Raw genomic sequence first — 21,700 nt, 5'->3', positions numbered from 1 at the left:
ATGGCTCGCCACGGCGCCGCTAGGGCGCCGGGCGCTTGGATGGGATCAGGCCAGCGGCTTGCCGTAGCGGGTGACGCCGCCGCTGCGCTGGACTGTGACCGTGCCGCGCACGATCTCGTTGGTAGCGATGTCGATGTTCACATCAGCGATGTAGCCGGTGAACAGGAACCCCGAGCGAGCGGTGGCCAGCGGCGGAACCAACTCGTCTTCGGTGTCGAGAGTGGGCGCAGCAGTGCCATCGCTCAGGCCGATGTACCAGCTGACGTTCTCGCCGCTGTCCTTCAGTTTGAACAGCGCATCATGGGATGCGTCGCTGGGGATGTAGTTGAACGGGATGGACACCTGGCCAGGGTTTCCCAGCCCGCGCTGGAACGTCTTGTCCGTTGTTGCATCCAGGCAGGTGTCTTCGATCTGGTCGGCAGCGCCGCCCAGGCCGGACGCCCCGGTCGGGCATGCGAACTTGACGATCGCCGGCCCGCCGGCCGCGTTCGGGTCAACGAAGAACAGATGGGTGCCCTGGGTCTTGACGACGCCCTCGGTCATGGCAGTTTCCTCTGAAGGGCCGCGCGAGGGCGGCATTACGGATGACCAGCAATCAGCGCTGGTCGATGAAGTCGGCTTCGACGCCGACGCGGTACAGCTTGGTATCTGGGTCGCGGTTGTTGACGACGACGCGGTTGACGATCAGCACGCCATCCAGCGCGGCGCGAACAGCCTTTGCCAGCTGCTCTACGCCTGCGTCGGTCGCGTGGTAGCAGTCGATCTGCACAGTGGTGAAATCGCCGCCTGGAGCCGCGCTCAGGTTGTCAAATGCCGAACCTGTCACGATCTGCCAGACGACGTAGGGGCGAGTCTCGGTCTGCGCCACCTCACCGTGACGCCCTATCCGGTCATCGACGATCGCCGACACCGCCGCCGTGCGGATGGTTCGATACACCTTCGGGAACATCAGCGGCGCCCTCCGTTCTGCGCGGCCAGGCGCTTGGTGATCTGGTCGAGCCTCTTCAGCAGATCTTCGCTGACCACATCAATAATCTGGCTCCCTCGACGCTGTACGGCGGGGCGCAGCCAAGGCCGGGCGGGCTGCGTTGCGGATCCGTACTCCATCAACTGCGCCGCCCGCAGCGTTGTTGTCTTGGCGCCCTTGGCGTTGATGTAGCTGCGCCGTGACCCGCACCAGCTGACGCTCACCCTTTGTTCCAACAGGGGCCTTGCCGCGGCTGGCGACGATGCTCTCGACCGTGGTCTCTGTGCTGTCCGCTCCACCCTGTGCCACAGAGCGCCGGAAATTGTCCTTGGCTTGATCCCGGAGCAGGCGTGCACCCTTCGCCAGGGCCAGCTTCACTGGGCCGCCCCGCTTGCTCACAACCTCCGCTGGCAACGCCTCCAGCGTAGAAAGAACGCCGTCGATCCCGTGGATCTGAAGTTCGACCTTCATACCGGCTACCGCCCGTCGTTGACGCCGGCCGAAACCGGAATCGTGATGTACTCCAGCCCAGACGTCTTGTCAGGCAGCAGACCTGCAACGTTGAAGATCTCGCCGCGGTGTATCAGGCGCATCGACGGCAGCAGTCCATCGCGGTGGCGCATGGTGATGCGTGCGGTGACCGCCGATTGGGTCTGACCGGATTGGATGAACTCGCGGGCCGAGAGCGGCTCAACCGAAGCCCATACCGTGGCCACGTCGACCCACGTCGTGGTCTGCACGCCGTCCTCGTCCTTGGTCGTCACCTGCCGCTGGATCAGCACGCGGTGGCGGAGCTTACCTGCCGGCAGGCTCATGTCAGACCCCGAGGCCGATTCGATAAGGCCATAGCAGGCTATGGGCGCCCATCGGGACTTGGACCGTCGCCCCGTCGCTGCCCTGCACGTCCTCACGCGTGCGGTACAGGTGCGCCAACATCAGGAGGATTGCCGCCCTGATTGAGTCGTTGGCCAGCATAGGATCGACGCCCGCCGTACCATCCAGGACTGCGGCGGCCATGGATTCAGTGTCTTTGAACACACGGCGATTGAGAAACTGCTGAGCAGCCCCTTCTGACGCGGTCCCGTAAAGCTCCAACAGCGCGTCATCGTCCGTATCGACACGACAATGTGCTCGGGCCTGTTCCAGGGTGATCAGCTCCATGGTCAGGCCCTGGCCTTGCCTTGCCGTGCCTTCTTGCCAGCTGGCTGTTCGCTCACGGCGTCGGCGGCCTCCGCAGCGGCTTCAGTGACAGTGGTTTCTTCCGTCACCGGCTCCGGCAGCTCTGCCGGGGGCTGTTCGCTCACGGCGTCGGCGGCCTCCGCAGCGGCTTCAGTGACAGTGGTTTCTTCCGTCACCGGCTCCGGCAGCTCTGCCGGGGGCTGTTCGCTCACGGCGTCGGCGGCCTCCGCAGCGGCTTCAGTGACAGTGGTTTCTTCCGTCACCGGCTCCGGCAGCTCTGCCGGGGGCTGTTCGCTCACGGCGTCGGCGGCCTCCGCAGCGGCTTCAGTGACAGTGGTTTCTTCCGTCACCGGCTCCGGCAGCTCTGCCGGGGGCTGTTCGCTCACGGCGTCGGCGGCCTCCGCAGCGGCTTCAGTGACAGTGGTTTCTTCCGTCACCGGCTCCGGCAGCTCTGCCGGGGGCTGTTCGCTCACGGCGTCGGCGGCTCCGGTGTCGATGAAGTACTGCCCGCGGCTGCTGTCCATTCGAACGGTGGTGCCGGCGCGCGGATCCGGCTCTTTGAACTTGATCAGCATGATCCTCTCCGAACCCGGCCTGCACTGTGGCAGGCCGGGATAGCCTGGAACGGTGGATTAGGCGACGTTGCCCAGGTCGCCGTAGATGAAGGCCTGCGGCCGGTAGACCGCCAGCGCCAGGCGCTCTTCGGCCAGGATGGTCACCAGGTTCTTGACGAAGTCGTCTTCGTTCTCGGTGGCCACCTCGACACGTGCCTGCCAGCGATCGAACAGCTGCGCCCCCAGCTTGAATGCGCCAGTGAGGAACTTGTCCTCGGCGATCGCCTGGGTTGCAACGACCGGCAGGTTCCACAGCGTGGCGCCGATGACACCCTGCGGATTGCCGATGATGTAGCGGCCGGTGGTGTCCTTCAGGAGCTCGACACGTGCCCAGTCGATCGGGTTGAGCACGATGCCGCTGGCCGGGAACTCAGCCAGCTGCGCCTGCAGCATGGCCAGGCGGATCTTGTCGATTACCGTGGCATCGGCCGGCTCGAACGGTGCAGCGTAAGCCGTCGCCTGCGGGATGATGCCCAGCAGGTTCTGGCCGGTGCCGTCACCATTGAGAAGCTGCTGCTCTTCCTTGAACGCCAGACCGTAGCGCAGGCGGCCATCGATGTAGCTGGCGAGCTGCGAGGCATCGCTGAGGATCTGGCGCGATGCCTTCATGTAGTGCGCGACCACCTTTGCAGTGGTGCTCACCAGGTCGAACTTCAGGCTGGACTCGGGCTTCTTCGCACCCTCAGCCACCGGTGCGGCATTGTTGGTGAAGCCAGTTTCCTTCACGTACTCCAGCGTATTGCCGTCCATTCGGCCCGGCGTGATCAGGTCGCGGACAGTCAGGCGGCGGTCCGGCGGCGCGATGACACCCGGCAGACGGGTGGGGGTGACCAGGTCGCCGGCCGCGCCGTCGGTGTCGGTCGTGACCGAGGTGATCGCAGCACTGAACGTCATGTCGACGCGACCACGCGGGGTGGTCTTGCTGGCAAATGCCTGGAACTCGTCGCTGTTGACGAACTGCTGGCCGAACGACTGGTGCTGCACGTCGCCGCCGGCGCCGTTGGCCTCGATCTTTGCCAGCTTCTGCTCGGCAGCCTGCAGGTTGGCCTGCAGCTCACCTTGCTTGCTCAGCATTGCGTCGACGTCGGAGCGGAGGGCGGCGTTCAGATCGCCGGACTTTGCTGCAGCTTCGGCATGTGCCTTGAGCTGGTCGCCGACCGTCTTGAGGCTGGCGTTGATGCTCTGGATATCGGTTTCGATGGACATTGAGTTACTCCTTGTGGGACTCGGTGGTGTTGATGTTGGTGAGTGTTGCGGCCAATGCCGCCGCACTACTGAAAGCATCCGGCGATAGCCGGGGCTGTTCGGTGGGATCGCCCTCACCGCTGCCAGCGGGATCACCCCGGCTGGACTTGATTTCGCTGATCAAGCGCATGGCTTCTGACTTCGGCATGCCTGTCGCACGCAAGCCTGCCTCCACACGGCGCACCGCTGAGGCGTTCTCTTTGCTTGCGCCCTTCTCCACCTGGTCGGAGGCCAGAAGTTCATCTGCAAAGCCGTCCTCCACTGCGGAGGCGCCGCCGATCCAAGTCTCGGCATCCATCAGCTTGGACATGGCCTTCTGCTCGGCTCCGGTGCGCGCGGCGTAGATGCTTGCCATCGCGTCGTCGAAGGGCTTGAGCGTCGCAGCCACGTCAGCAAGGTCGTGCCGATTGCCTACGGCAACGACCCAAGCGTTGTGGATCATCAAGAAGCCGGCGCGCGCGATCTGGACCGTGTCACCGGCCATGGCGATGACGGACGCAGCCGATGCAGCCAAGCCCAGCACCTTCACAGTGACCTCGCCGTCGTGCTCGCGCAGCAGGTTGTAGATCGCCAGGCCTTCGAACATGTCGCCGCCGGGGCTGTTGATGTTGACCGTGACCGGTCCTTTCCCCATCGCACGCAGGGATGCCGCGATGCGCTTGGCGGTCACGCCTTCGCCCGTCCAGTAGTCGTAGCCGATCACGTCATAGATGCTGATGGACCGCTCCGCATCGGTGTCGGAAGCCGCCCTGACGCCAGCCTCCCAGCGGTCAAGGGCGCGCGGCTGGATCTGGCTGCTGACAGCGGCGCAGGGGCGGCCCTCCGGTACACCCGGCAGCGTCTTGATCGTCATGTGGTCAGTCCTTCTTGTCTTCGGAGAAGCCCAGGAACGCGCGGATAGCGGCCCGGGCCTGGTCAGCATCTGAACCAGCGCCGATGGAATCCAGCGTGGTCATCGCGGTTTGCACGGTGAGCACGGCGGCATTACCGCCCATCGGCTCCCTGTCTTCCAACTCGCGCACTTCATCACGGGTCAGAATGCCCTTGTCCACCATCACCCCGTAGAACGCAGCGCGTCCGGCGCTGTCCGCGCGCAGAAGGCCTTCCACGGTGAACTTAGGGTAGTAGCGCAGGCGCTCGGCCGGCGTCAGCAGGTCCTTGCTGATGGCCTGCTCGATGCGCCGCAGCCACGGCCCCAGCGTAAAGGTCAGGAAGCCGATCATCTGCTGCTCGATACCGGTTCCCCAGCTCGTCGACTTCTCCGTATGGCCAACCATCCACGGCGGCACGCGGAACCAGCGGCAGATCGACTCCACGGAGAATGCCCGCGACTCCAACAGCTGCGCGTCGGATGGCTTGATGCCAAGCGTACCGGCCTCGGTTCCACCTTCGAGCAGCGGGGTTTCACCGCGCTCAATGGAACCCATCAGGTTCTTCTTGAACTCCGTCCGCTGCTCAGGCTTCAGGAACGCTTGGACCTTGTAGTAGATCGTCTGGAGCAGCCCGTTTCGGAATGTGCGAGCCGCTGCTCGGTCTGCAGCGATGGCGTTGCCGAACACCTTGGCACCGTAGGCGATCACGGACACGCCGTTCTCGCCATCCAGCGTGAACCCGGGAATGCGCCAGATCCTCGCCGGCGCGATGATCCTGGGAGCACCGTTGGCGCGCAGGTAGCGATACACCTTGTTGCCGTTCAGGTCACGATTGATGGTGAGCCTGGCCGGATCAAGGAACTGCAGGCCGATCAGGCGTTCGCCGGCATAGAGCTTCTCAGCGAAGGCGTTGCCACGAAGCAGCATCGCGACAACCATGGCCTCCCAGAACACCGCCGCAGTCGAGTCGATGTTTGGCTGGTCGTGAACGACGAAATGCAGCGGGTGCTGGCTCGCGACGCGCTTTCCGGTCTTCGTCCTCTCATACATCGACAGGGGCAATGTGGCGATCGTCTCAGAGATCAAGCGGACACACGCCCAGGCTGCGTCGACTTGGAGAACCGCCTTTGCTGTGACGGCTACGCCGGCCTCATTGGCCATCTCGCGGTCAATGTAGAGCTCGGCGTCGCGGGTCGTGAATGACCGCACCCAGCCATCGACTGCCGCACGAACTCGCCCAAGGACGCCTTGCCGTGGTTTCGTCTTCATGCCCTACCCGCCATGACCGGATCGCTCAGCCAATCGTCCATAGTTCCTTTCGCTTCTGGGTTCCGCGACATGAGCTCGACCGCATTCATCGCCGCCATCAGCGGGTCGATCTTTCCGGTTCCGCTCGCCGCCTTGGTGACATAGAGGGCGTTCTTAGACGCTTCGACCTTGGCGTTGCCCACGCACCAATCCATCAGCCGCGAGCCGTCATGCTCCAGCAGGCCGTCGGAGAGCCAGCGCTCGAACACCTTGCAGGTTCCGGTCAACTGCCAACCCTGGCGGATGCCAATGATCAGATCGGGATCGATTTGCTCGGCCGCCAATGCGTCGAGCACAGTCCCCAGCCCTGATGGATCCACGCCGATTCCCGAAAGCAGGCCGGCGTCCTCCACCAACTTCACCATCCTGGCCATTTCGCGCAGGTCGGTGGCACCTTCTTCCTCCATGCCGCCGACGAACATGCTGCCGTCCTTGATGAAGCCGGCATATCGCTCTTGCTCGCTCTTGCGGCGCTCAACTGCCTTGGGGTGTGCAAAGGCAAAGGACACCAGCATTTTCCGCTTGGTGTACTTGTGCCGACCGCAGAATGAGAGCCCCAACAAGTCGTCCAGCCCGCCACCGTCGATCCCGGCCGTCATGACCTCGCAGACCTTCAGCATGTGCGCGAGTTTGAGCTTCTTGTTGGCCTGTTGCTCCCAGTACTCTGCCCCCGCCCAGCTGCCCTGGTGCAGCGCCACCCCGATCTGCACGTTGAGGTGCTGCGACGCCCAGCTGCGCAGCTCGGCCTCGCTGGTGCCCACGGCGTCGTCGAACTCTTCCACCATGCGCTCCAGCGTCATGGCCCGGCCGATGTTCGGGTTCAGCAGCGGCCACAGCTGCGGGTCCTTCCACTGCTGGTCCTTCGACTCCTGTATCTCCTGCGGGAACTCGAACAGCACCGGCAGCATCTTGCCCACCCGCTTTCCGTCGCGGATGTCCCGGGCCTTCTGCAGCTCGTCGGCGAAAACGCCGACCGGCTGCTCGTCGCTCTGCGTGGTGATGAACCACAGGAACGCTTCCGGGTACGGCACCATGCCGCCGCGGATCTGACGCAGCGCCTGGGCGGCCTTGGCCTTCTTGGCGCACACGTGCAGCTCGTCGATCAGCGCTCCGCCCGACACCTTCACGCCGGTCAACACCGCAGGGTCAAACGTCATGATCTCCAGCGAGGCCTTCGTCTCGCGATGGATGATCGTCTTCAGGTGGTGGCGGATGTGGAACTTGGCATCCAGCACCGGGTCCAGCTCGATCGCGCCGGCGGCGGCGTCGAACGCCAGCTGCGCCGTGTCCTGCACCGGTGCCGTCATCAGGAACGTGGCACGTGGGCGCTGGTTCATCAGCGTGGCTGTCACCATGCCCAGCGCTCCGAAGGTCGTCTTGGCGTTCTTCTTCGGTACCAGGGCGAACAGGTCGCGAATCTCGCGGTCTCCGTTCTCCGGGTTCACCGAGCCGAACATGTTGCGTGCCACGTCCTGGAACCACTCGCCGCCGGCCTCCGCCACGGTGGGCGTGCCAGGCACGTCCGCCAGACGAAGCCTGCCCAGAATGGCTGCCGCGCGTTCCGCCTGTTGGGTCCATAGGGGCAGCTGCGTGACCGGCAGCTGGCCGGCCTGCAGCTTGCCCCACCAGTCCCGACAGGAAAGGTCCCAGCTCACTTACTTGGCGGCCCGGCTGATGGGGGTGACGTTGTTGCCCAGCAGGCCTTCCCAGCCGGTACCGGTCTCCGCACCGACCGCATCAGCGTTGGCCTTCTCCTTCTTACCCACCGGCTTCTCCTGCGGCACCGGGGGCGCAGCCAGCGTGGGAACCTGCGCAAGGAACGCTTTCTGGGCGGCCACGTTGCCCTTAAGTGCCGTCCTCGCCATGGCGTCCATCACCTCCATTCGCCGGCGCAGTGCAGCTGCTGAGATCTCCTTTTCGAAGTACTTCTCCAAGGTGTTCCGAGAGATACCCAGCGCGATCGAGATCTCCTGGTGCGTCATGCCGCTGGCCGCTGCGTTGGTCACCAGCCGGCGCTGCACCGCGGTGGCCTTGAACGCCGGGCGGCCAGGTTTCGTGTTTTTGCGCATAAATGGCCCTCAGCCTGAAATTCCGGCCGAGAAAAAAACCTCTGAATGAGTGGGCGGCGGGTGTCCGTGGCAAAGGCCATGAAGTTTTCTCCCTCCCCCCCCGGGCCTATTCCCGCCGATGTGAAACCGTTGTTCCGTCGCGTGTTGTTCCACGCGGTCGGTTCAACGTCGCGCCGCACCTCGCCTTGCCTCTGCCTGCGTCTTCGCTTTGTGGCAGTCGTGGTTGATGGCGCGCAGGTTGGACATGTCGTCCGTGCCGCCCTCTGCCACCGGCACGATGTGGTCCACCTCGTCAGCCAGAAGCGGCAGCCGGCCTCCTGTCTGGCAGTTGTCGCACTGGCACAGGTACTGGTCCCGCTGCATGACTGCATCCCGCTTCCTACGCCAGGGCCTGCCACCTCTGCCCTTCCCATACCTGGGCACGACAGGCGTGGCCGGCTTTAGCCTGCTGGGCGCGCTGGCGATGCGCGGAGCAAGGGTGGTGACCCTCGCCATCAGCCAAGGCTCTGCGATTGGTCACGCTCGCCGGGCACTAGCTCACCGTCCAGGCTGCGGGCTGGCTGGTCGTGCTCTTCCTCACCCTCGGCGGCCAGCGCCTCAATCAGGGCGTCCAGCTTCCTGCCCTGCTCCTCCTGCCTCAGTTCGATGCGGCGCAAGCGGTCCGACAGGCTCATGCTGACGCCCCGTCAAAGAACCCACCCCAGTACAACAACAAGCCGATCAGCATCACAGTGATGAAACTAGTCACCGCGTTGTGACGTGCTGGCTTCTTCAGTTCACCGTGCCTGGCAATCTCAGCGCCAAGCCCTATCAGGACCAATAGAAGGTAGATCGCTTGCGGCCAACCAATGCTCATGGCTCCACCTGCTTCTGGTCGCCGGCCGGGGCCAGCTTCTCGATAGCGCTCATTCGGCTATCGCAGTCCTCCAGAGTCAGGAGATTGGCGTTGTATGCAGCGACGACGGCTTCTACGGTGCGGGAGGTGGCGCGCTTCGCCGGGCAGCGGGCGGTCAGCGCCGCCGGCACAGCCACGGTGCGCTCGACCGGGACATACACCACCTTGGGCAGGCCGGGCTTCTCGGCCTTGCTGCAGCTGCCGAACCCGCACAGCGGCAGGGCCGCTGCCAGGATCACAGCAACGGAATGGCGTCGCATAGGTTCTGCTCCAACTGCTGCCGGCATCCCGGCTGGTTCTTGGCCGCCTGCAGGGCCTGCTCGGCCTGGGTGGCTCGGCGCTGGCTCTGGGCTGCGGCTGCCTCGGCCAGCCGTGCGGCCTCCTTGGCTGCCTGCTGCTGACGGGCTGCTTCATCGATGGCCAGCTGCGTCTGCCGGTTCACCTCCTGCAGCAGCTGGCCGCAGGCGTTGGCGGCACGCAGGTTCTCGTCGGAGCGGGCCTTGGCCTGGTCGCGCTGCTTCTCGGCGGCGGCGATCAGGGCCTGATCCTTCTTCGCACGGTAGTCCGACCCCAGCCGGGCGCCCATCAGCAGGACCGCGCCGACTGCCCCAATCCATAGCCCCACGCGGATCAGGCCAATGTAAGGCCGCAGCGGGTCAGGGATCAGCATCGCCGTTGCTCAGCTTGGGCTGCACGAAGATGCGGGATACCGCAGCCAGGAACGACGTCAGGCCAGCAGATGCCAGGGCGCTGTAGGCCACGGCCTGCTTGAACCCGTCATGCACCACCGGCAGCCAGTCGGCGGGCAGCAGCACATACGCGCCGATGATGCCAAGCGCCGTTGCGCTGATGATGCCGGCCAGCAGCGACAGACGAACCGACCAGAACCGCCAGAAATGGCGCCGGTCGCTGGTGAGTTTCACGCTCTTCACTTCAGCCCCCTGAGCTGCTTCAGCTCCTTGATGTCCTGCTTGTTCTGCTCGACCTGCACGGCCTGCTTGGCCAGTTCGAGCTTCAGCGCTGGGACGTCGGCCAGCTGGGTGTTGAAGGTCTGCAGCTGCTGCTGCACCGTGGCCATCTGCTGGTTCGTCACCTGCTGCTGGGTCAGAACCGCCTGCATGGAGCTGATCAGCCAGTACCCGCCGGCGACGATGAATCCGGCAAAAGCGGTCACGAACCACTTTTCTACCGGGCCGAGGGAAACGCGGGTGCGGCCGTCCTGGCTCGGCTGGACTTCCATCGTCACGCCCTTACCGCCTCAACCGCGGCGCGGTAGTTCTTCGGCCAACGGTCGATGTGCGGCTTGCCGGGGCGCCAGGCGTCCAGGTATTGCGCCCAAGCCACCGAGACGTTGCCGATCGGCGGAAGGCGCTTGGGCAGCGTGAACAGCAGCAGGCGGGCGAACCCAGCTGCAAGGATGTCGTCCTGTTCCAGCTGGGCATACACGCCGGCCGGCGTCGCGGTGACACCGCGCGCGCCGCAGAGAAGCGCGGCCGCTGCCCGGGTCGACGGGTGGTTCAGCACCCCGCGCACGCCGCCGCCCTGTTCGAACTGCCACAGGCCACGGGCCGGCCCCGGCTGCTGCCGGCGGACTTTCAGCCCAGACTCCTGCCCGGAGATGGCCAGCAGCATCACTCGCGCCTCAGGCGAGTCGTAGCGGGCGGCACCCAGCAGGGCCAAGGCCGGGATGACCACGTGTTGCAGGCACTGCGCCGCGGTCATCGGCAGCGGTAGCTGTGACATCGGTGGATCTCCGGCGATAGGGTGCCCGTCACCGCAGCCCGGCAGGCTCGGCGAATGGGTCCGGTGAGGGTGGACGGGCGTAGGTGGTTGCGGGGCCCGGATTCGAACCGGGGACTTCCGGGTTATGAGCCCGGCGGCTTAGACCACTGGCCCACGCCCGCAGGAGACGATGCCCCGAAATACAGAAGCCCCGGCGTTGGCCAAGGCTTCAGGGGGGACTTCTCGAATGGTGCCAAGTTTCTAGGCCACATTGTCTAGACGCAATACCTTGCACAACGACCGGATCGCATCGAGGCTCATGTGCTTCCACCGGGTCTCGCTCACGCCGAAGTGTTTAACGACCAAGGCCGTTGCATCCTTCATCGCCTGCTTGTGGACGGGGTCAGACAGGTTCATGCGGAACCACTCACCCTGCGTGTGATAGGCGCGGAGCTGGTCATGAAACATGGCCTCAGCTGACCGAGCACCACGGGGCAGGTCCAGGTAGGCCACATCGGTGATGGGCATCGGGCAGCCGGTTTGCACGGCGCTGACCCGCGCAGCCAGATCGGTGGTCACCCCGATCTTGAAGAAGCTCTCACCACAGCAAGCGTCGGCGATCATCATGTATACGCGCATCTTCATGCTGCGTTCTCCTTCGAAAGTTGACCCATCACGAATGCCTTTGCGATGGCGAGATAGTCGTAGTAGGTCGGCCGCTTAATGTCGATCCCCGCGCGCCGCAGGTTCTGCAGCTTCAGTTCCAGTGGCGCCGACTTCAGGAAGTACTCGCATCGCAGCGTCCGACCGGGTCGGATGTAGCCATACGCCTCCATGGCAAGCACTGCGGATTGGACTTCGTCTCCAGGCGTGTTGATGAGAATGCCGCGGTAGCCACCGGTACCCGGCACGAACCCTTGATGCTCAATCAGGGACTGAAGCAGGTTCCGGCTGGAGTAGCCGATGTGCTCGTACCGGCCACCGCCGTACTCTTCCGCCCACTGGATCAGGCGCGCTTCGAGCTGCTTCTTATCCATGGGTCACCTCAGGATTCATCGCGCATCCCCTTCAACACGTTCTCATCGAAGCGAAACACCGGCAGCAGGCCGTCGGTGTCGCAGTTCCCCCTCCTGTCCGGCCGCCGCTGGCAGTGCGCCGGGCTGCTCCCGCGCTCCCGCATGGTGCAGACCGAGCAGACGCCATGCTGGCGCAGGTAGGCGTTGTATCTCTTCCGCGTGCGGGCCTCGGCCGTGGTCACGCGGCGGCCTCGCCGAACAGGCTGGGTGCCGCGGCCAAATGCTCGATGACCAGCTCGACGCGTGCGCCCTTGGCATCCGGCTCCATGCGTTCGAGCAGGATGCGGCGGTGCTTCTTGTCGTCCACCCACGCCACACCGTTGAGGGCGTCGGACAGAACCTTCTCGCAGTTGCCTAGGTCGATGCACTGCACCGTGTCGTCCCAGGTGTGCGGGTCGCGGCGCGCACGCTTCGCCCAGTCCTGCGGCAGGTTCGGGTACAGCCGGATGGTCAGCGCGATGCGGCCAGCATGCGGATGGCCAATCCCTGCAGCCTTGGCCAGCCAGGCAACCTCGGCCTTGTAGGCCTTCGCCTCTTTGGTCGGGACCATGACGGCATGACCCTTGATGGTCACAGCGCGCCAGTAACGGTTCGAGCTGATGGGATACGGGAGGGTCAGGTGGATCATCGTGCGGCCTCCTGGAGCTGCAGCCGGGAAAGGGTGACGTTGAGGGCGGCCAACTCGTCCATCTTCATGACCAGCCACATGCGCTTTTGGCCGTGGATGCCGTTGAAGCTGCCCTGATGGCAGTCCTTGCACAGGGCCACAGTCGTGAAGTGCTGGCCCTGGTTGATGTGGTGGGCATCGCTGGGCCCAGGGCGACTGCACACGCTGCACGGCAGCAGCTTCACGGCGTCCACGTGCCGCTTCTCGGCCTGGGTGAAGGCCTTGGCGTTCTTCGTTCTCACGCGGCCACCCCGGACGGTAGAATCCGTGCCAACAACAGGGGGGAGTCATGAAACAGGGACGAACAGACCGGGATTGGGCGGTGGTGGCTGTAATGGCCTTTGCCGCAGGTGCTCTTTTGGCATGGGCTCTGTTGAGCAAACATCCGCCTCAGCCACGCCCACCGATCAGCATTGACTGGCCTGCATGGGTTCAGGCCGTTGGGAGCGTGGGTGCAATACTGGCGGCGATTGGAATAGCCGCTCACGAGCGAAGCGTAGCAAGAGCTGAGGAAGCCAAGAAAGACGACTTGGAAATGAAAAGTCGCCACACCCGCGCGAATCGGGCGTTGGAGCGATTTCAGAAGGTGATCGCTGAACAGCTCGATTTCGCCCGAACCCAGCAGACGGGAAATGTTCATCCCGAGATCCATCCACTTCCCCTGCCCGACGAGGTGAAGGACGTGGAGCGAGACTGTTACTTGATGGGTGAAGCCGGCGGGGATTTCCTGACCGTAACTAACTCCTTCCTGGAAGCGCAGTCTTTGATTAAGGGAGACATTCTTCTTAGAAAGCACGAATGCGCTTTCATTCAGCATCTGGAAAATGCACAGAACATGAGCAATCAGGCGCTTAAGAAGATTCGAGAGCCCCTCTGGGAAAAATAGATCGCAGTTCATCACGCCACCCTCCTGTTCTGCCCTGCCATGTTCCAGAACTCGGCGCGCACGTCGTCGAGCATCACGTGGGTGTACCGGCGACCTATGTACTCGGTCAGGCCATCGAACAGTTCTTGGAACCGGGCCTGTTCCATCTCGTCGAATGACAGGCTCTCGGCCCGCTTGACCGAGATGGTGCGGATCTCCGGCAGCACGCCGGCCAGCACCTTGCGGGCGCCAGCACCCAGCAGCGCCTCGCAGGCATCCAGCACCGCGGCGATGACCGGCGTTGCGTCCATCTCCACCGTCTCGCAGCACACGTTGGCGTCCAGCTGCAGGCGCTTCACCGCGTCGTGCGCGTCCAGCTGCTCCCAGCCTTCGACGTTGTCGACCATCAGATGCCCGATCTTGTGGATCAACCGGTGCTGCCATTCCTCACGCGGCTGCTTCAGCTCGCCGCGGATCTCCCGGCCCACTCGAAACTTGCGATCGCGCAGCAAGCGCTGGTCGACGGCATTGGCCGGCACCAGGGCGCCCACCAGCTCGCCGGTGTTCGGGTCGATCAGCTTGGCCACCACCAGGTAAATCGGCCGACGCGCGCGCTTGGCGCGGATCTTCTTCGCTGCAGCGGTCAGGGTCATGCGACTTCCCCCAGCTCGTCGGCAGCGCTGCGGTTGACGTAGGACGTCGAGCCGCCGTGCCACGTCACCGGCACCACGCCGATGTTCCCGTGCCGGTTCTTCACCACGTTGATTTCTGCCGCGGTGCGTTCGGCTTGCGGGTTGGACAGGTCGCGCCACAGCATCATGATCTGGTCGGCTTCCTTTTCGATTTCCGAGCTGTCGGCCAGGTGCTTCATCTGCGGCCGCTCGCCGTCGGCCTCGCGGTTCACCTGCGCCAATGCCACCACGGGGATGCGCAGATCACGGGCCAGGTTCTTCAGGCTGCGGGTGATGCTGCCCACCTGCTGGTGCTTCGGTGCGCGCGACATCGACGCGATCTCGATGCGCTGCAGGTAATCGACGTAGAGCGCGCGGATGCCCAGCTGGTGCTTCCACCGGCGGGCCTCGCGCACCACCTCGGTGATGTCTGGCGATGGCCGATCGTGGATGCGCACCGGAAGCGCGCCGTACTGCTCGGCGGCGTGCAGCAGCGAGCCGACGTCGTCGTGGCGGAACTTGCCAGCACGCAGGCGACCGACGTTGACGCCCGAACCAGCGGCCAGCCAGCGCAGGCCCACCTGGTCGGCAGGCTGCTCGCCCGAGATCAGGCCCACCGGCCCGCCCTTGGCGCCAGCGGCAGTGGCGCCAAGCAGGAAGCCCGTCTTACCCATCGCCGGCCGCGCACCCACGATGATCAGGTCGCTGTCGTGGAAACCTCCCAGCGCCTCGTCCAGGTCGAAGATGCCGGTGGAAACGCCGATCAGCTTCCCGCCGTTGCGTTGCGCTTCCATGGCCTGAGCTACGGCGGCATCGAGCGCCGACTGCGAGGTGTGTTCGTAGCTCCGGTCTGCGGTGTGCAGGGTCATCAGCCGCTGGATCGCGGCGTCGACCGCGTCCTCCTGCCGCGCCTGCGCGCCTTCCTGCAGCTCCCGTGCGATCGCCAAGGCCTCACGGTCACGCCACGCGGACAGCAGGATCGACGCTTGATAGGCGGGCTGGCTGCTGGGGTACAGATCGCGGTCGACGCCGATCAGCATCGCCAGCTCGCTCAGTCGCGGGCTGCCCATCCGGTCGGCCACGTCCGAGATCGTCACCGCGTCCACCGGCTTCCCGCCGGCGTCCATGCTGCGGATCAGCTCCCACAGCTGGCCGTGCGCCTCGTTGCCAAAGTGACCCGGCAGCAGCGGCATGTCGGCGATGCTGGACGGGCGGCACATCGCCGTGTGCAGCACCTGGCGCTCGACCTGATGGATCGCCGCGCGGTGGTTGGCTTCGAGGGTCGTCATGCGCTGAGCCTCGGCAGTGCGCCCTTCTGCTGCGCTGGCGCTGTGCCCGGCCGGGTCGGCGCCTGGTTCTGCGCGCGGCTCAGCCAGGAATTCACGAACCGCATGGCACCGCTGCGGGTTTTCCGGTTCTTCGGGTTGGAGATCGTCCAAGCCTTGATCGCCCGAAGGGTCTGCATCACGTCGATGGCCGGGTACAGCTCGGCGAACTCACGGACTTGGACCTCGGTGATTTCGAAGTCCTTGCCGTCGTTCAGCAGGAAGCTGACGGCCACTGGCGAAGCAGGCTCCGGTGGCAGCAGGTCAGCAGCCGGAGCCGGCTCGGCCGGCGCAGCGCAAGTGGTTTGGTTTGGGTTCTCTCTGGGTTGGGTTGGGTTGGGTTCTGTTTGGGTAACCGTTGGGGGAACCGTTTCGGAAACGGTTTCTGCAACCGTTTGGAGAACGGTTCGGTAGTCGTTACCCAAGTGCTTGACGTACTTCAGGATTGCGCCGGCCACGCGGGCCTTTGCCTCCCCCTTCGGAAGCGCCTCGAACTCCGCCATGCGCGCCGCCGCCACGTTGCCGTTGGCGACCTTGTTCCAACGCAGGAATCCGGGCAGAAAAACAACCCCTTCGAAACGGTATGCGAAACCGTTTCGAGACAGTTCGGCAAACCCTTCCGAAACCCTTTCCAGAGACCACCCGAGGTCGGCCATCACGTAGCCATCCGGGCAGCGGTAGCAGCCCAGCCCGTTCGAGTGGGGGCCGGTCATCAGGTAAGCGGCCAGCAGCTTGCCGGCATCGGTCCACTCTTGCGCATCCTGGCTCTGCCAGAACGCGCACTGGATCTGTCCATACTCACGCATGGGACACCCCCATTCGCTTCTCCATGGAACGCACCTGCTCGGTAGAACGGGCTAGGACGGCCGCCTTGAACTCGGAATGGAGGCGGGTAGCCTCTTCCCTCTCCCCAGCAACCATCGCCACTCGCATAAGGGCGGCGAGCATCTGGATGCGCTCTTCTCGGGCCTGGTCGAAGTTGGTGGTCATGCCCCTACTCCACGCTGGCCGGTCACAGCCCGCAGGCGTGCCAGCAGGTTGATCATGGCCTCCACCTGCGCAGTGCCGGCGCTGCTGATGGCCTTCATCTCGTTCTCGCTGATCAGGCCGTCAGACAGTGCCTCCTGCAGCGCCTGCGCGAACGCGCCTTGCTTGGCAGCGTTCTCCAGCATCGCCCCCATCACGGACGCCATGCCGTCCGCCTGCATCTTCTGGAGGGTGTAGCCGTGCTCAGCGGCCATCGCATGCAGGATGCGGTCGTCACCGGTCACGCCCATGATCTCGCTGGCCTCGGCCAGGGTCAGGTGATGCGTGTTGTTGTTCGGGTTGACCTTGTTGCGCAGCACCGCGGCGGACATGCCGATGCGGACGGCCAGCGCTTCACTACCACCGGGGTAGTCCTTCACGGTCTTGTGTGCGGCGTCTGTGATGTTCATGGGCGGTCTCGGTGAACGTGGTTTGCGTTACGACGCCGGCGCAAGATGCGCGGCATGGAGAAGCGAGCGAAAAAGGAAGCAAGGCTGCTGTGGGCACCGAATGTGGTCAGGCTGGTGCACATGGCTGGAAGGGCGTACTCGATCAGGAGGGTCAAAGGCCGGGACGTGGTGCGATGCCTGCGCCAGCCCCGCCGAGCGCCAGGGATGGCGCTGGGGGCGGTGCTCCCCTTCCCGGCAATGGTTCCGTGAGTGGCCATTTCATGCCGTCGCTTCGTCCTGCTGAGCGCAACTTGTGCCCGGAGGGACCCCGAACACATCCGGGCGCAGTTCTCCACGCGGAACTCGCCCGCGCGTTGCCCGATGGATCTCGTTGGCGAGCTTTGCACTGGGCTGCTTGTTGCCAAGCGCAATCTGGTACAGCGTCCCGGCGCTGCAGCCTGCCTTTTTGGCCACCGAATCCAGAACCGGGCACTTGAGCGTCCCAGTTCCACCCTTGGATACCGCGTAGTTGGTCAGGTTCATGCCCAGCACATTACCGTTTTGGTTATGCGCGGTCAACACCGTTTCGGTCATTTCTTCGGCGGGCTGTACTTGTGACCATTACCCCCATGGACGCCAGTACCGCCCGAACCGAAAACATGCGCCGCTTGGTAACCCAGGCAGGAGGACCGGCGGATTGGGCCCGACAATATGGCGGGACCCGTTGGCAGCAACCCCAGGTGAGCCAATGGATCTCTGAAGCCTCGCCCAAGGGCATAGGCAACCGCCTTGCGCGGGACCTGGAGGCAGCCATGGGCTTGGAGCACGGCGAACTCGACCGCGCACCGTCTCGGCAGTCTCAGCCGGTGGGAATCGACATCGATACCCTTCGCTCAGCTCACCGCCTACTTCAGTTGGTGGCTGAGATCCGGGGGGAACCACCTGTCCCAGAAATCAACGTCACCGCCTTGGCCGTCGCGTATGAAACGGTCCGCGCGGAGGCAGCGTCTCTGGATGACAGCAATGTCCTCGACTTCATGCGGGCCTTCGTGGCCCGATTGGACAAAGTAAAGGGAGATGGCGATGGCACTGAGCGAAGAGCGGTTGAAGGAACTGGCTAACCGTATGGCAAAAGCGATGGGTACCGAAACACCCACGCCGCGCGCTCGCCTTCGCCTTGTGACCTGCACCCCAGCGGTTCGGCAGATGGACGACCTCACCAGGGAATCGCACTGCAGGATGATTCGCCACTTGCGGAGGCGGTGGGGATTCCCGATGCAGATGATCATTGACCAGGCGGTCTTCGGTCTTGCTGGCGTGGAACAGTTGGATGATGAAGCGCTGATCCAACTACACCGAGACCTAGAGCGTGCACAAGATTGCATGCGAGATGGCATCAGCTTTGAGGATGCCGGGTTGCTCAGGGCTCAGTTCTGAACGGGCCAAGCTCGCCGCTTTTTGATTTGACGAACGCAACTACAGGGAGATGAGTTTCATGAGGAAAATCCTTTTGCTCGCTACGGTCGTGCTAGGCCTTAGCGGCTGCGCGACAACTGGCCAGAACGCGGCGAACCTGAAGCAGGAGTTCCAAGCTGGTATTCCAGAGTGCCAGGGCAAGGAACAATGCGACGCCGCGTGGGAATCTGCGCAAGTGTGGGTTGCACAGAACAGCCGCCTGAAGATCCAAACGGCCACGAACGTCTTGATCGAGACCTACGGGAGCGGGCAGTACGACCCGACCTTGTCCATGCGTGTGCTCAAGGAACCGATCGGGAACGGCAATTACAGGATCGTTTTCAGCGGCGGGTGTAACAACATGTTTGGTTGTCAGCCCAATGCGTTCGAGGCTGGCATCCGATTCAACGATGCAATCAAGGCTGCCATAGCCGCAAAGCGCACCGACATACCCTGAGCCATCCCGTCGCGGCAAGTCCAGAAGCCCCGCCCTGCGGGGCTTTTTTACGCCTGCGAGGCGGGCAAGAAAAAGTAATTACCGTTTCGGTATTGACTGATCGTAACCGTTTCGGTAATGCTATACCCGTCGGCCCACCCGGGCCATCCAGACGGGGTCACCCATGGCAGTCCGCACCGCAAACGACCTGGCCCGCGCTGCTCAGCGCAGCCATGACGGCCGCGCACCGGCCGAACCGAACGACGAGGCCTTCCAGTTCGCCTGCGACCACGTGGCGGCGGAGCTGGAGCGCGAGGGCGACGTGGCCCCGCTGGTCGAGAAGCTGAGCCAGGCTCGGCACGTGATGACCCACCTCCTGACGCAGGAGGTTCCGGCCCACCTGTTGCCCCACTTCCGCGAGCTGGCCGATCTGGTCCGCGACATGTCCCGCCGCGTGGACGCCTCGATGAACGATTTCGAGGCCGGGCACATGGAGGACGCCGCATGACCGCCGCCGAACGCGAGCAGCGCCACCACGTGGTCGCCACTGTCGTCGCCAATACCCTGGCGTTCTGCCTGGGCGTGCTGGCCACCGTACTGCTGCAGGCGGTGCTGTCGTGAGCGCCGGGCTGCTGGCAATCGGCGTGGATGCCGCCCTCGACAACTGCGCGCACTACCTGCGCGAGGAACAGGGCCTGGCTGACGCCGCTGCACAGGTCGACGCCGTGCGCATGGCCTTCGCCAACGTCCGCGCCGCTGCCCGTGCCTACCGCGACTCCAGCGACCTGGTCGACGTGATCACAACCGGCGATCGCTTGGACGCTGCTCTGGCGGCCTGCGAACCCACCGACACCGATCACAACCGCGAGGCCGTGGACGGCCTGTGCGTGGAGGAATCCGACGATGAGCAGTAAGAGCTGGCAGCTGTGCGAACTGGAATGCGTTGCTGGGTTCCGCATCGTCCCCGAAGGGAGCGAGCGTGCCGTGGCGATCGCCATCCAGCGCGACCCGAACGCTCACGGTCTCGATGGAATCTCCGCGGACGAGGCATTGCGTCACGCCCGCCTGATCGCTGCGGCGCCGGAACTTCTGGAAGCGCTGATCCGGCTCGAAGCGGAGCTAGTCGAAGACAAGTACGGCGAGTGCTACGAGCCTTCCCCATTCGAGAACCTGGCACTCGCACGCGCCGCCATCGCCAAGGCCACAGGGGAAGCCGCATGCGCCTCCTGACCTTCTTCGGCTGCAGCAACTGGCGCGACGTCGCCGCCTGCCTCGCCTGCTACGCCATCACCGCCGCGCTCGCAGCCGCCATGTGCTGGCCGCTGGCCTGGTCCTGACTTCCCGCCGGCGCGGCCGGCTCCTACGAGAGGCACCACCGATGTTCCAACTCGATCAACACGATGCGGTGTTCTCGCATCTGAACCTGCGGAAGGAAAAGCACGGCGACGAAGACGCGGCCGCTGCTGACCTGAAGTTCTCGCTGAACGCTCCGAACACGATCCTCAACACCATCGACCCGGCCATCCTGCCGGCGTTCTGGAAGAAGGCCGACAAGGGCCAGCAGCAGAACCTGCCGATGGAAGGCAGCACGGACCTGGTGGCGCTGAATCTGCCGCTGCTGGGCGAGCAGGACATCACCGGCAAGTTCGAAGGCTACGAGCTGTCGATCGGCTCCCTGATGGACCACATCGAAGCGGTGTTCTTCGCCGATGCCAAGGTGAAGAAGATCACCTGGAAGCCGCTCGAAGGCGGCAGCGTGGCCATGGGTTTCACCGTCTCGGTGCTGCTGGACGAGGACGAAGACGCCGAGCTGATCTCTGCATGGCGCCGCGGTGAGGTGCGTCTGACCCTCACGCCGCCAAGCGCTGCCGCGCAGCAGGAAGACCTGGCCGCGTAACGCATTCCCCCGCCCTCACGGGCCCCGCGCCGGCCGGGATTCCACGACGCCGGCATCTATTCCCATCCGACAAAGGAACTGCCATGTCCGAAGCCCTAATTCCACTCGAATCCGTCAACGCCGTCGAGGTCTTCACCGGCGGCGGACTGGACGACCTGCTGGCCCGCATCCGCGCTGAGGCCGTCACCTTGGTACCGAACGTCAAGACGGTTGCCGGCCGCAAGGAAATCGCCTCGATCGCCTACAAGGTGTCGCGCTCCAAGATCGCCATCGATGACGCCGGCAAGGCGCTGGTGGCCGACCTGAAGAAGCAGACCGGCGACATCGACTCGGCCCGCAAGAAGGCCCGCGACACCCTGGACGCGCTGCGCGACGAAGTGCGCAAGCCGCTCACCGACTGGGAAGAAGAGCAGGCCCGCATTGAGCGCGAGCGCGCCGAGGCCGAGGAACGCGCGCGTTCTGAGGCCGAAGCGGCCCGCCTGGCCGAGATCGCCCGGAAGGAAGAAGAGATCCGCGCCCGCGAGGAAGCCGTGCGCGCCGCTGAAGAGGCAGAGCGCCAGCGCGTTGCAGCTGAGCAGGCCGAGCGTGAGCGCGTCGAGCGCGAGGCCCGCCTGCAGGCTGAGGCCGCAGAGAACGCGAAGCGCGAGGCGGCTGCTGCCGTGGAGCGTGCCGAACGTGAGGCGCGCGAAGCCACCGAGCGCGCGGCCCGTGAGGCAGCCGAAGCCGAGCAGCGCGCCAAGGATGCCGCCGACAAGGCCGAGCGCGAAAAGGCCGAGGCCGTCGCCGCTGCCGAGCGCCGCGCCCAGGAAGAAGCCGACCGCGCCGAACGCCAGCGCCAGGCCCAGGCCGATGCGCAGCGCAAGGCGGACGAGGCCCGCGCTGCCGACGTCGAACACCGCCGTTCGATCAACCGCGCCGCCATGGCCGCACTGATCGCACAGGGCATCAGAGAAGACGACGCCGCCACCGTCATCACCGCCATCGTGCAGGGCAAGGTCCCGGCCGTGGCCATCCGCTACTGA

38 protein-coding genes and 1 tRNA gene are annotated in these 21,700 nt (G+C 64.7%); 8 read left to right on the top strand and 31 right to left on the bottom strand.

Annotation, left to right across the window (positions count from 1 at the left end):
* Positions 1–45: 45 nt before the first annotated feature.
* The 25 genes from ROV95_RS17840 to ROV95_RS17720 all read right to left on the bottom strand — a co-directional run bounded on the left by ROV95_RS17840 (position 46) and on the right by ROV95_RS17720 (position 12,856).
* Positions 46–543: a phage tail tube protein gene (locus ROV95_RS17840; protein ID WP_181453008.1), complete on the bottom strand. Its 498-nt coding sequence runs from the start codon at positions 541–543 to the stop codon at positions 46–48.
* A gap of 52 nt (positions 544–595) precedes the next feature.
* Entirely contained in the window at positions 596–949 is a 354-nt protein-coding gene (locus ROV95_RS17835; protein ID WP_312545573.1) for a DUF3168 domain-containing protein, read from the bottom strand.
* A complete protein-coding gene (locus ROV95_RS17830) occupies positions 949–1,191 on the bottom strand; it encodes a hypothetical protein (RefSeq protein WP_312545572.1) in 243 nt (80 codons plus the stop codon). The genes ROV95_RS17835 and ROV95_RS17830 overlap by 1 nt, the downstream gene beginning before the upstream one ends.
* A 252-nt stretch (positions 1,192–1,443) precedes the next feature.
* Positions 1,444–1,782, bottom strand: a complete 339-nt coding sequence (locus ROV95_RS17825; protein ID WP_220083855.1) for a phage head closure protein — start codon at positions 1,780–1,782, stop codon at positions 1,444–1,446.
* A gap of 1 nt (position 1,783) precedes the next feature.
* A complete protein-coding gene (locus tag ROV95_RS17820; RefSeq protein ID WP_312545569.1) occupies positions 1,784–2,128 on the bottom strand; it encodes a head-tail connector protein in 345 nt (114 codons plus the stop codon).
* Between the two features lie 2 nt (positions 2,129–2,130).
* A complete protein-coding gene (locus ROV95_RS17815; RefSeq protein ID WP_312545567.1) occupies positions 2,131–2,721 on the bottom strand; it encodes a hypothetical protein in 591 nt (196 codons plus the stop codon).
* A gap of 57 nt (positions 2,722–2,778) precedes the next feature.
* Positions 2,779–3,966 carry a phage major capsid protein gene (locus ROV95_RS17810; protein ID WP_065177538.1) on the bottom strand — a complete coding sequence of 396 codons (1,188 nt, stop codon included), beginning with the start codon at positions 3,964–3,966 and terminating at the stop codon, positions 2,779–2,781.
* Between the two features lie 4 nt (positions 3,967–3,970).
* Positions 3,971–4,858, bottom strand: a complete 888-nt coding sequence (locus ROV95_RS17805; RefSeq protein WP_119007724.1) for a head maturation protease, ClpP-related — start codon at positions 4,856–4,858, stop codon at positions 3,971–3,973.
* 4 nt (positions 4,859–4,862) lie between these two features.
* Entirely contained in the window at positions 4,863–6,146 is a 1,284-nt protein-coding gene (locus ROV95_RS17800) for a phage portal protein (RefSeq protein WP_119007723.1), read from the bottom strand.
* A complete protein-coding gene (locus ROV95_RS17795) occupies positions 6,143–7,840 on the bottom strand; it encodes a terminase TerL endonuclease subunit (protein WP_312545563.1) in 1,698 nt (565 codons plus the stop codon). Before ROV95_RS17795 ends, ROV95_RS17800 begins: the two co-directional genes overlap by 4 nt.
* A complete protein-coding gene (locus ROV95_RS17790) occupies positions 7,841–8,206 on the bottom strand; it encodes a hypothetical protein (RefSeq protein ID WP_146257554.1) in 366 nt (121 codons plus the stop codon).
* Between the two features lie 210 nt (positions 8,207–8,416).
* Positions 8,417–8,617 (bottom strand): HNH endonuclease, encoded by a 201-nt coding sequence (locus tag ROV95_RS17785; RefSeq protein ID WP_312545558.1) that lies wholly within the window; start codon positions 8,615–8,617, stop codon positions 8,417–8,419.
* 131 nt (positions 8,618–8,748) lie between these two features.
* On the bottom strand, positions 8,749–8,928 hold the full coding sequence (locus ROV95_RS17780; protein ID WP_197596422.1) for a hypothetical protein: 180 nt from the start codon (positions 8,926–8,928) through the stop codon (positions 8,749–8,751).
* Entirely contained in the window at positions 8,925–9,110 is a 186-nt protein-coding gene (locus ROV95_RS17775) for a hypothetical protein (RefSeq protein WP_312545555.1), read from the bottom strand. The genes ROV95_RS17780 and ROV95_RS17775 overlap by 4 nt, the downstream gene beginning before the upstream one ends.
* The gene (locus tag ROV95_RS17770; RefSeq protein ID WP_312545553.1) at positions 9,107–9,409 is read right to left on the bottom strand and encodes a hypothetical protein; all 303 of its coding nucleotides are present in this window, start codon (positions 9,407–9,409) and stop codon (positions 9,107–9,109) included. The genes ROV95_RS17775 and ROV95_RS17770 overlap by 4 nt, the downstream gene beginning before the upstream one ends.
* Positions 9,385–9,819, bottom strand: a complete 435-nt coding sequence (locus ROV95_RS17765; RefSeq protein WP_312545552.1) for a hypothetical protein — start codon at positions 9,817–9,819, stop codon at positions 9,385–9,387. The genes ROV95_RS17770 and ROV95_RS17765 overlap by 25 nt, the downstream gene beginning before the upstream one ends.
* The gene (locus ROV95_RS17760) at positions 9,806–10,072 is read right to left on the bottom strand and encodes a hypothetical protein (protein WP_312545550.1); all 267 of its coding nucleotides are present in this window, start codon (positions 10,070–10,072) and stop codon (positions 9,806–9,808) included. Before ROV95_RS17760 ends, ROV95_RS17765 begins: the two co-directional genes overlap by 14 nt.
* A 5-nt stretch (positions 10,073–10,077) precedes the next feature.
* Entirely contained in the window at positions 10,078–10,389 is a 312-nt protein-coding gene (locus ROV95_RS17755) for a hypothetical protein (protein WP_088470468.1), read from the bottom strand.
* A gap of 2 nt (positions 10,390–10,391) precedes the next feature.
* Positions 10,392–10,892, bottom strand: coding sequence for a hypothetical protein (locus tag ROV95_RS17750; protein WP_312545549.1), 501 nt, complete (start codon positions 10,890–10,892; stop codon positions 10,392–10,394).
* Between the two features lie 84 nt (positions 10,893–10,976).
* Positions 10,977–11,054: transfer RNA gene (locus ROV95_RS17745), tRNA-Met, on the bottom strand.
* A gap of 78 nt (positions 11,055–11,132) precedes the next feature.
* The gene (locus ROV95_RS17740) at positions 11,133–11,516 is read right to left on the bottom strand and encodes a GIY-YIG nuclease family protein (RefSeq protein ID WP_312545547.1); all 384 of its coding nucleotides are present in this window, start codon (positions 11,514–11,516) and stop codon (positions 11,133–11,135) included.
* The gene (locus tag ROV95_RS17735) at positions 11,513–11,908 is read right to left on the bottom strand and encodes a hypothetical protein (protein ID WP_065197438.1); all 396 of its coding nucleotides are present in this window, start codon (positions 11,906–11,908) and stop codon (positions 11,513–11,515) included. The genes ROV95_RS17740 and ROV95_RS17735 overlap by 4 nt, the downstream gene beginning before the upstream one ends.
* A gap of 8 nt (positions 11,909–11,916) precedes the next feature.
* Positions 11,917–12,129 (bottom strand): hypothetical protein, encoded by a 213-nt coding sequence (locus ROV95_RS17730; protein ID WP_312545544.1) that lies wholly within the window; start codon positions 12,127–12,129, stop codon positions 11,917–11,919.
* Positions 12,126–12,575, bottom strand: a complete 450-nt coding sequence (locus ROV95_RS17725; protein WP_312545542.1) for a RusA family crossover junction endodeoxyribonuclease — start codon at positions 12,573–12,575, stop codon at positions 12,126–12,128. Before ROV95_RS17725 ends, ROV95_RS17730 begins: the two co-directional genes overlap by 4 nt.
* On the bottom strand, positions 12,572–12,856 hold the full coding sequence (locus ROV95_RS17720) for a hypothetical protein (RefSeq protein WP_088470464.1): 285 nt from the start codon (positions 12,854–12,856) through the stop codon (positions 12,572–12,574). The genes ROV95_RS17725 and ROV95_RS17720 overlap by 4 nt, the downstream gene beginning before the upstream one ends.
* 47 nt (positions 12,857–12,903) lie before the next feature.
* Here ROV95_RS17720 and ROV95_RS17715 point away from each other — a divergent pair, with 47 nt between their 5' ends.
* Positions 12,904–13,500: a hypothetical protein gene (locus ROV95_RS17715; RefSeq protein WP_312545540.1), complete on the top strand. Its 597-nt coding sequence runs from the start codon at positions 12,904–12,906 to the stop codon at positions 13,498–13,500.
* 11 nt (positions 13,501–13,511) lie between these two features.
* On the opposite strand, the gene ROV95_RS17710 is transcribed toward ROV95_RS17715, so the two are convergent.
* The 6 genes from ROV95_RS17710 to ROV95_RS17685 form a co-directional block, all read right to left on the bottom strand.
* Positions 13,512–14,132, bottom strand: coding sequence for a hypothetical protein (locus ROV95_RS17710; RefSeq protein WP_312545538.1), 621 nt, complete (start codon positions 14,130–14,132; stop codon positions 13,512–13,514).
* Positions 14,129–15,439, bottom strand: a complete 1,311-nt coding sequence (locus tag ROV95_RS17705; protein WP_312545537.1) for a DnaB-like helicase C-terminal domain-containing protein — start codon at positions 15,437–15,439, stop codon at positions 14,129–14,131. The genes ROV95_RS17710 and ROV95_RS17705 overlap by 4 nt, the downstream gene beginning before the upstream one ends.
* Positions 15,436–16,281 carry a hypothetical protein gene (locus tag ROV95_RS17700; protein WP_312545535.1) on the bottom strand — a complete coding sequence of 282 codons (846 nt, stop codon included), beginning with the start codon at positions 16,279–16,281 and terminating at the stop codon, positions 15,436–15,438. The genes ROV95_RS17705 and ROV95_RS17700 overlap by 4 nt, the downstream gene beginning before the upstream one ends.
* On the bottom strand, positions 16,274–16,465 hold the full coding sequence (locus ROV95_RS17695; protein ID WP_180853703.1) for a hypothetical protein: 192 nt from the start codon (positions 16,463–16,465) through the stop codon (positions 16,274–16,276). Before ROV95_RS17695 ends, ROV95_RS17700 begins: the two co-directional genes overlap by 8 nt.
* A complete protein-coding gene (locus tag ROV95_RS17690) occupies positions 16,462–16,911 on the bottom strand; it encodes a phage regulatory CII family protein (protein WP_180853704.1) in 450 nt (149 codons plus the stop codon). The genes ROV95_RS17695 and ROV95_RS17690 overlap by 4 nt, the downstream gene beginning before the upstream one ends.
* A gap of 258 nt (positions 16,912–17,169) precedes the next feature.
* Positions 17,170–17,433 (bottom strand): YdaS family helix-turn-helix protein, encoded by a 264-nt coding sequence (locus ROV95_RS17685; RefSeq protein WP_308306835.1) that lies wholly within the window; start codon positions 17,431–17,433, stop codon positions 17,170–17,172.
* A 534-nt stretch (positions 17,434–17,967) separates the two neighbouring features.
* Between ROV95_RS17685 and ROV95_RS17680 the strand changes: the two genes are divergently transcribed.
* The 7 genes from ROV95_RS17680 (at position 17,968) to ROV95_RS17650 (ending at position 21,700) form a co-directional block, all read left to right on the top strand.
* Positions 17,968–18,327, top strand: coding sequence for a hypothetical protein (locus ROV95_RS17680; RefSeq protein ID WP_308306836.1), 360 nt, complete (start codon positions 17,968–17,970; stop codon positions 18,325–18,327).
* 58 nt (positions 18,328–18,385) lie between these two features.
* A complete protein-coding gene (locus ROV95_RS17675) occupies positions 18,386–18,802 on the top strand; it encodes a lipoprotein (protein ID WP_312545530.1) in 417 nt (138 codons plus the stop codon).
* 163 nt (positions 18,803–18,965) lie between these two features.
* On the top strand, positions 18,966–19,289 hold the full coding sequence (locus tag ROV95_RS17670) for a hypothetical protein (RefSeq protein ID WP_312545529.1): 324 nt from the start codon (positions 18,966–18,968) through the stop codon (positions 19,287–19,289).
* Positions 19,290–19,398: 109 nt separating this feature from the next.
* A complete protein-coding gene (locus tag ROV95_RS17665) occupies positions 19,399–19,695 on the top strand; it encodes a hypothetical protein (protein WP_312545528.1) in 297 nt (98 codons plus the stop codon).
* Positions 19,685–20,011 (top strand): hypothetical protein, encoded by a 327-nt coding sequence (locus ROV95_RS17660; protein ID WP_312545526.1) that lies wholly within the window; start codon positions 19,685–19,687, stop codon positions 20,009–20,011. Before ROV95_RS17665 ends, ROV95_RS17660 begins: the two co-directional genes overlap by 11 nt.
* Positions 20,012–20,159: 148 nt before the next feature.
* Positions 20,160–20,678 carry a hypothetical protein gene (locus ROV95_RS17655; protein WP_153855836.1) on the top strand — a complete coding sequence of 173 codons (519 nt, stop codon included), beginning with the start codon at positions 20,160–20,162 and terminating at the stop codon, positions 20,676–20,678.
* Between the two features lie 83 nt (positions 20,679–20,761).
* On the top strand, positions 20,762–21,700 hold the full coding sequence (locus ROV95_RS17650; RefSeq protein ID WP_312545524.1) for a hypothetical protein: 939 nt from the start codon (positions 20,762–20,764) through the stop codon (positions 21,698–21,700).

The organism is Stenotrophomonas maltophilia group sp. msm1, from assembly GCF_032025805.1.
Classification (GTDB): Bacteria; Pseudomonadota; Gammaproteobacteria; order Xanthomonadales; family Xanthomonadaceae; genus Stenotrophomonas; species Stenotrophomonas hibiscicola.
The sequence above is the reverse complement of the archived record's forward strand: the minus strand, read 5'-3'. Positions and strand labels throughout refer to the sequence as shown.

What these genes read in the sequence shown, in the direction of transcription:
- ROV95_RS17840 (WP_181453008.1), bottom strand. Translation starts at nt 543, where the DNA reads ATGACCGAGGGCGTCGTCAAGACCCAGGGCACCCATCTGTTCTTCGTT.
- ROV95_RS17835 (WP_312545573.1), bottom strand. Translation starts at nt 949, where the DNA reads ATGTTCCCGAAGGTGTATCGAACCATCCGCACGGCGGCGGTGTCGGCG.
- ROV95_RS17825 (WP_220083855.1), bottom strand. Translation starts at nt 1,782, where the DNA reads ATGAGCCTGCCGGCAGGTAAGCTCCGCCACCGCGTGCTGATCCAGCGG.
- ROV95_RS17820 (WP_312545569.1), bottom strand. Translation starts at nt 2,128, where the DNA reads ATGGAGCTGATCACCCTGGAACAGGCCCGAGCACATTGTCGTGTCGAT.
- ROV95_RS17815 (WP_312545567.1), bottom strand. Translation starts at nt 2,721, where the DNA reads ATGCTGATCAAGTTCAAAGAGCCGGATCCGCGCGCCGGCACCACCGTT.
- ROV95_RS17810 (WP_065177538.1), bottom strand. Translation starts at nt 3,966, where the DNA reads ATGTCCATCGAAACCGATATCCAGAGCATCAACGCCAGCCTCAAGACG.
- ROV95_RS17805 (WP_119007724.1), bottom strand. Translation starts at nt 4,858, where the DNA reads ATGACGATCAAGACGCTGCCGGGTGTACCGGAGGGCCGCCCCTGCGCC.
- ROV95_RS17800 (WP_119007723.1), bottom strand. Translation starts at nt 6,146, where the DNA reads ATGAAGACGAAACCACGGCAAGGCGTCCTTGGGCGAGTTCGTGCGGCA.
- ROV95_RS17785 (WP_312545558.1), bottom strand. Translation starts at nt 8,617, where the DNA reads ATGCAGCGGGACCAGTACCTGTGCCAGTGCGACAACTGCCAGACAGGA.
- ROV95_RS17780 (WP_197596422.1), bottom strand. Translation starts at nt 8,928, where the DNA reads ATGAGCCTGTCGGACCGCTTGCGCCGCATCGAACTGAGGCAGGAGGAG.
- ROV95_RS17775 (WP_312545555.1), bottom strand. Translation starts at nt 9,110, where the DNA reads ATGAGCATTGGTTGGCCGCAAGCGATCTACCTTCTATTGGTCCTGATA.
- ROV95_RS17770 (WP_312545553.1), bottom strand. Translation starts at nt 9,409, where the DNA reads ATGCGACGCCATTCCGTTGCTGTGATCCTGGCAGCGGCCCTGCCGCTG.
- ROV95_RS17765 (WP_312545552.1), bottom strand. Translation starts at nt 9,819, where the DNA reads ATGCTGATCCCTGACCCGCTGCGGCCTTACATTGGCCTGATCCGCGTG.
- ROV95_RS17755 (WP_088470468.1), bottom strand. Translation starts at nt 10,389, where the DNA reads ATGGAAGTCCAGCCGAGCCAGGACGGCCGCACCCGCGTTTCCCTCGGC.
- ROV95_RS17750 (WP_312545549.1), bottom strand. Translation starts at nt 10,892, where the DNA reads ATGTCACAGCTACCGCTGCCGATGACCGCGGCGCAGTGCCTGCAACAC.
- ROV95_RS17740 (WP_312545547.1), bottom strand. Translation starts at nt 11,516, where the DNA reads ATGAAGATGCGCGTATACATGATGATCGCCGACGCTTGCTGTGGTGAG.
- ROV95_RS17735 (WP_065197438.1), bottom strand. Translation starts at nt 11,908, where the DNA reads ATGGATAAGAAGCAGCTCGAAGCGCGCCTGATCCAGTGGGCGGAAGAG.
- ROV95_RS17725 (WP_312545542.1), bottom strand. Translation starts at nt 12,575, where the DNA reads ATGATCCACCTGACCCTCCCGTATCCCATCAGCTCGAACCGTTACTGG.
- ROV95_RS17715 (WP_312545540.1), top strand. Translation starts at nt 12,904, where the DNA reads ATGAAACAGGGACGAACAGACCGGGATTGGGCGGTGGTGGCTGTAATG.
- ROV95_RS17710 (WP_312545538.1), bottom strand. Translation starts at nt 14,132, where the DNA reads ATGACCCTGACCGCTGCAGCGAAGAAGATCCGCGCCAAGCGCGCGCGT.
- ROV95_RS17705 (WP_312545537.1), bottom strand. Translation starts at nt 15,439, where the DNA reads ATGACGACCCTCGAAGCCAACCACCGCGCGGCGATCCATCAGGTCGAG.
- ROV95_RS17700 (WP_312545535.1), bottom strand. Translation starts at nt 16,281, where the DNA reads ATGCGTGAGTATGGACAGATCCAGTGCGCGTTCTGGCAGAGCCAGGAT.
- ROV95_RS17695 (WP_180853703.1), bottom strand. Translation starts at nt 16,465, where the DNA reads ATGACCACCAACTTCGACCAGGCCCGAGAAGAGCGCATCCAGATGCTC.
- ROV95_RS17690 (WP_180853704.1), bottom strand. Translation starts at nt 16,911, where the DNA reads ATGAACATCACAGACGCCGCACACAAGACCGTGAAGGACTACCCCGGT.
- ROV95_RS17685 (WP_308306835.1), bottom strand. Translation starts at nt 17,433, where the DNA reads ATGAACCTGACCAACTACGCGGTATCCAAGGGTGGAACTGGGACGCTC.
- ROV95_RS17680 (WP_308306836.1), top strand. Translation starts at nt 17,968, where the DNA reads ATGGCGATGGCACTGAGCGAAGAGCGGTTGAAGGAACTGGCTAACCGT.
- ROV95_RS17675 (WP_312545530.1), top strand. Translation starts at nt 18,386, where the DNA reads ATGAGGAAAATCCTTTTGCTCGCTACGGTCGTGCTAGGCCTTAGCGGC.
- ROV95_RS17670 (WP_312545529.1), top strand. Translation starts at nt 18,966, where the DNA reads ATGGCAGTCCGCACCGCAAACGACCTGGCCCGCGCTGCTCAGCGCAGC.
- ROV95_RS17660 (WP_312545526.1), top strand. Translation starts at nt 19,685, where the DNA reads ATGAGCAGTAAGAGCTGGCAGCTGTGCGAACTGGAATGCGTTGCTGGG.
- ROV95_RS17655 (WP_153855836.1), top strand. Translation starts at nt 20,160, where the DNA reads ATGTTCCAACTCGATCAACACGATGCGGTGTTCTCGCATCTGAACCTG.
- ROV95_RS17650 (WP_312545524.1), top strand. Translation starts at nt 20,762, where the DNA reads ATGTCCGAAGCCCTAATTCCACTCGAATCCGTCAACGCCGTCGAGGTC.